Below are 3,643 nucleotides of genomic sequence, written 5' to 3'. Positions count from 1 at the left end.
ACACTGTCACACCCGCCGAGTGCTCAAACTACTTCACCAACGCCGGATATGGTCAAACCTAATCTCATCACGCTCTAGGTCGGAAACACTACTCTACTTTGAAATGGTGCAGCTTGACGCTACGTGCCATTCAAGTCTCTTGAAGGTCGCGGCACGAATATGTACGAACGCTCGGCTTACGGATCTGGTCTTCCTGCGGTTTGTCCAGGATCATACACACTCCTTTCGTATTTGAAATCTGAGCCGCTGGTGGCCTCAGTTTCGCCACGCCGACAAATTCAAGGCATCACCAAGGATGTCGTTGCCGAGCCTTTAGAGAGAAAGATGAAGAAGCACTCTCACGAGGAGATTCTGTCGAAGCTTGCCCGAGCAAATGAGCTTGCACGAGCGGGCAATTCTCAGATGGAGATTTGCAAAGTGCTCGGGGTTAGCGTCATGACCCTTCATCGTTGGCGAAAAATGCCCTTGCATAAGAGTGATGCGACATTCGCGCAATGTGGCACACTTGAGAATGGCGGGTCAGCCAACGCGGGAACGATGGATGACATGCGGGGTGTGTTGGAGGATCTTACAGTCGAAAACCAACGCTTTCGAAAGATCGTCGCGGATCTCTTGCTGGAGAAGACGAGGCTGGAAGAAGCTTTAGCTGCAGCCGTCCGCGCTGGTCAGTCGCGGGCCTGAAATTCTGCCACATCTTCGGCCATGGCAGCCTCAAAAGCAGGGCCCATCCGAACGGAGCGGGTTACAGTTGCGCCACCATTAGCCGAGTTGGTGTTTCGTCACATCGAAGACCTAGTCGGCGAATTCGAGTTCCTCAAGTCCGGTAGCCGATGCCGTCTGGCTCACGGTTTAAACACAGCGTGGCAGTGGAGGTCTCTCCATTGCGATCGATCCTGCCAGGCTCATGGAATCCATTATTCCAAAGTCCGACAGTATCACCTTGCAAGGCCGAGACCGCGGCCGCCGTACGATTAAACAGCCAAACTCGTCAACGCCAGCACGACTATCGAGAAAAAATCGACCTTTGTCCCGATCAGCCTATCGTTACCATGGCGACCGGAAAGGAGACTATCGCTGTGATCTGGAACACGATTTCTGGCTTCAACGGTGAAGTGACCTGAGTGTAGTCGTCTCACCCAGCGCTCACGCGCCGGCGCAAACTGAGGAATCGTTTGTCCAAAACATGGATACCGAGGTCTGCTCGAAGGCTCCGGGGATGTCTCCGCGAGTTGGCGGAATGCTGAGTGAGCACGCCTCGGCAAAGTATGCGCTGTGATACCGATCAGAAGTCAACCTCTTGCGCGGTAGCGCGATGCGCTATCGCTGCCCTCCTTGGGCGTTTCCTCCCTAGACTTGGGCCGCTTGTTCACTACAAGCTGCCTCTTTTTCTTCGGTCACCGCTGTGGCGACACCCGGCTATTCTTTCGGAATTCGGCTTGCGCAGCTGGTTACGCAAGTCCATATCGCTCTCGTCTTCTTCCGCAGTCAGCGTATACGCTAATCGTGTCGCCCGGCGACATAGCTCTTCCCGGTCGAAGGTCCGAAACGATATCTCGGAAATGCTTGCGCCATCGCTGTCACGCCATCATCGGACAGCACTTCCATTCAGGCTCTCAAACGAAGCTTAGAAGATGTCTCTCTCCAGGGGGTTTTCCCGACGTCGCACACGTCTCATGTCCGGCTTCCGACAACCTGTCCATACCTGTCACTGATGTGAGCACCCAATCAAAACGATTGCCAACCAGTGTGCAGCGTCCGCGGAACATTGGCTGAAGATATTGGATCAGCTCGCGATCGTCAGCGTTGGCCCGACCAAACAAGCATGGAAAGCCAATTTCAGGGATGCGATGAAAAGTTTTCAGGCCTCGCTCTCAGGCCTGAGCTGGCGGGCGGGACTGGTTTATGACCTGATCAAGGAGCTTGCGCTCTACGGCCAATATTGGACGGCGGTGTCGATCCGGTCGGCAGCCTAATTACGACGTCCGCAGTAAAGGATTTCAAACTCTACACCAACAACCAGTTTGAGCTCGGTGTAAAGTAGATGTTATGGATGGTGGCGGCGAATGGACGGGCTACTACTAGTACCTCTACACAGAGGTTTTGACTGATTGGTTTGGGATTTCCAAGACGGGGAGCTGTTCAGGAGGGACCAGCACTTCGATGCTGCGCGGCGAGCCGGGCTGGCGCCTGATGATGCCCGCGCGTTCGAGGGTCAACACCATCTGGTGGACGGAAGGCGGGGACACGCCGAAGTGCCGTTGCATCTCCCATTCGGCAGGTGGCCGGCGATGCACGCGCGTGTAGGCGTCGATGAAGGCCAGGTACTGGCCCTGCTTGGGCGTGAAGGCTTTTGCAGAATGACTCACCTTGGCCATCCGATTCAGCTGTTCGTCAGTGCCTCGACAGGCGGAGGCACGGATGAATGTACGCTATCGGGTCGAACTCAGCCAAACCGAGCGCACGGAGCTTCTGAGCGGCGGCAAGCACGCGGCGCGCAAGCTCAAGCGGGCGCAGATATTGCTCGCCGCTGACGCAGGGGTCAGCGACGCGGAGATCGTCCGTAGCGTCGGCGTCGGCGGGTCCACGGTTTATCGCACCAAACGGCGTTTTGTCCTCGGCAATCTGGAGGCGGCGCTCAGCGAGGAGCCGCGGCCCGGGTCGGAACGCAAGCTCACCGGCAAGGAGGAAGCCCTTTTGGTGGCGACCGCCTGCTCAAGCCCTCCGGCAGGCCGCGCCCGTTGGACCCTGGAACTGTTGGCCGAAGCGATCGTCAAGCTGACGCCACACGAGAGCCTGTCGCGCGAGACGGTGCGCCGACGCTTGGCCGAGAGCGATCTCAAGCCGTGGCGCAAGGACATGTGGTGCATCCCTCAGATCGATGCCGACTACGTCGCCCGCATGGAGGACGTGCTCGATCTCTATGCCGAGGCGCCTGATCCGAAGCGGCCGGTGGTCTGCTTCGACGAGAGCCCAATCCAGCTCATCGGCGAAGTGCGCCAGCCGATCCCGGCCACACCGGGACAGATCGAGCGCTACGATTGCGAGTATCGGCGCAATGGCACCGCAAACCTGTTCGTCTTCCTCGACGCGCATCGCTCCTGGCGCAAGGTGAAGGTGACCGAGCGGCGGGCTGCGGAAGACTTTGCGGCCTGCATGCGCGACCTCGTCGACATCCATTATCCCCGAGCCGAGCGCATCCGCCTGGTGCTCGACAATCTCTCAACTCATTCGGCCGGGGCGCTCTACCAGGCCTTTCCGGCCGACGAAGCACGGCGGGTACTGCGCCGACTGGAGTTCCACTACGTCCCAAAGCACGCCAGCTGGCTCAACATGGTCGAGATCGAGATCGGCGTTCTCGCCCGCCAATGCCTCGATCGACGCATCGACGGTTTCGCCCGCCTCGTCGCCGAGACCGCCGCCTGGGAGAAACGGCGCAATGCCGACCGCGCCCGCGTCAAATGGATGTTCACAACCAATAAGGCTCGCGCCAAAATGGCGCGGGCCTATCCAAAACCCATCATCGAATCAGGCCAGGTTCAACGAGTCAAAACCTCTGTGCCGAGGTACTAGTACCCGGAATCAGAGCTGAGTGATACGGCAGCCTTTGAACCGTTTTGGCGGACTCGTTTCTTCGTCCAGGCGA

General features: G+C 58.2%; 4 protein-coding genes. 3 read left to right on the top strand and 1 reads right to left on the bottom strand.

The window, feature by feature from the left end; all coding sequences use genetic code 11:
- The first annotated feature begins 324 nt into the window (after positions 1 to 324).
- Together AC5ZGW_RS45515 and AC5ZGW_RS45510 are read left to right on the top strand one after the other, a co-directional pair.
- Entirely contained in the window at positions 325 to 681 is a 357-nt protein-coding gene (locus tag AC5ZGW_RS45515; RefSeq protein WP_130231652.1) for a helix-turn-helix domain-containing protein, read from the top strand.
- A 1,097-nt stretch (positions 682 to 1,778) separates the two neighbouring features.
- Positions 1,779 to 1,973 carry a hypothetical protein gene (locus tag AC5ZGW_RS45510; protein ID WP_028169399.1) on the top strand — a complete coding sequence of 65 codons (195 nt, stop codon included), beginning with the start codon at positions 1,779 to 1,781 and terminating at the stop codon, positions 1,971 to 1,973.
- A 114-nt stretch (positions 1,974 to 2,087) separates the two neighbouring features.
- On the opposite strand, the gene AC5ZGW_RS45505 is transcribed toward AC5ZGW_RS45510, so the two are convergent.
- A complete protein-coding gene (locus AC5ZGW_RS45505) occupies positions 2,088 to 2,375 on the bottom strand; it encodes a LexA family protein (RefSeq protein WP_028169398.1) in 288 nt (95 codons plus the stop codon).
- Between the two features lie 43 nt (positions 2,376 to 2,418).
- Here AC5ZGW_RS45505 and AC5ZGW_RS45500 point away from each other — a divergent pair, with 43 nt between their 5' ends.
- Positions 2,419 to 3,570 (top strand): IS630 family transposase, encoded by a 1,152-nt coding sequence (locus AC5ZGW_RS45500; protein ID WP_028169397.1) that lies wholly within the window; start codon positions 2,419 to 2,421, stop codon positions 3,568 to 3,570.
- Positions 3,571 to 3,643 lie beyond the last annotated feature (73 nt).

The sequence above is a fragment of the Bradyrhizobium sp. Crot121 genome, from assembly GCF_059512385.1.
The sequence above is the reverse complement of the archived record's forward strand: the minus strand, read 5'-3'. Positions and strand labels throughout refer to the sequence as shown.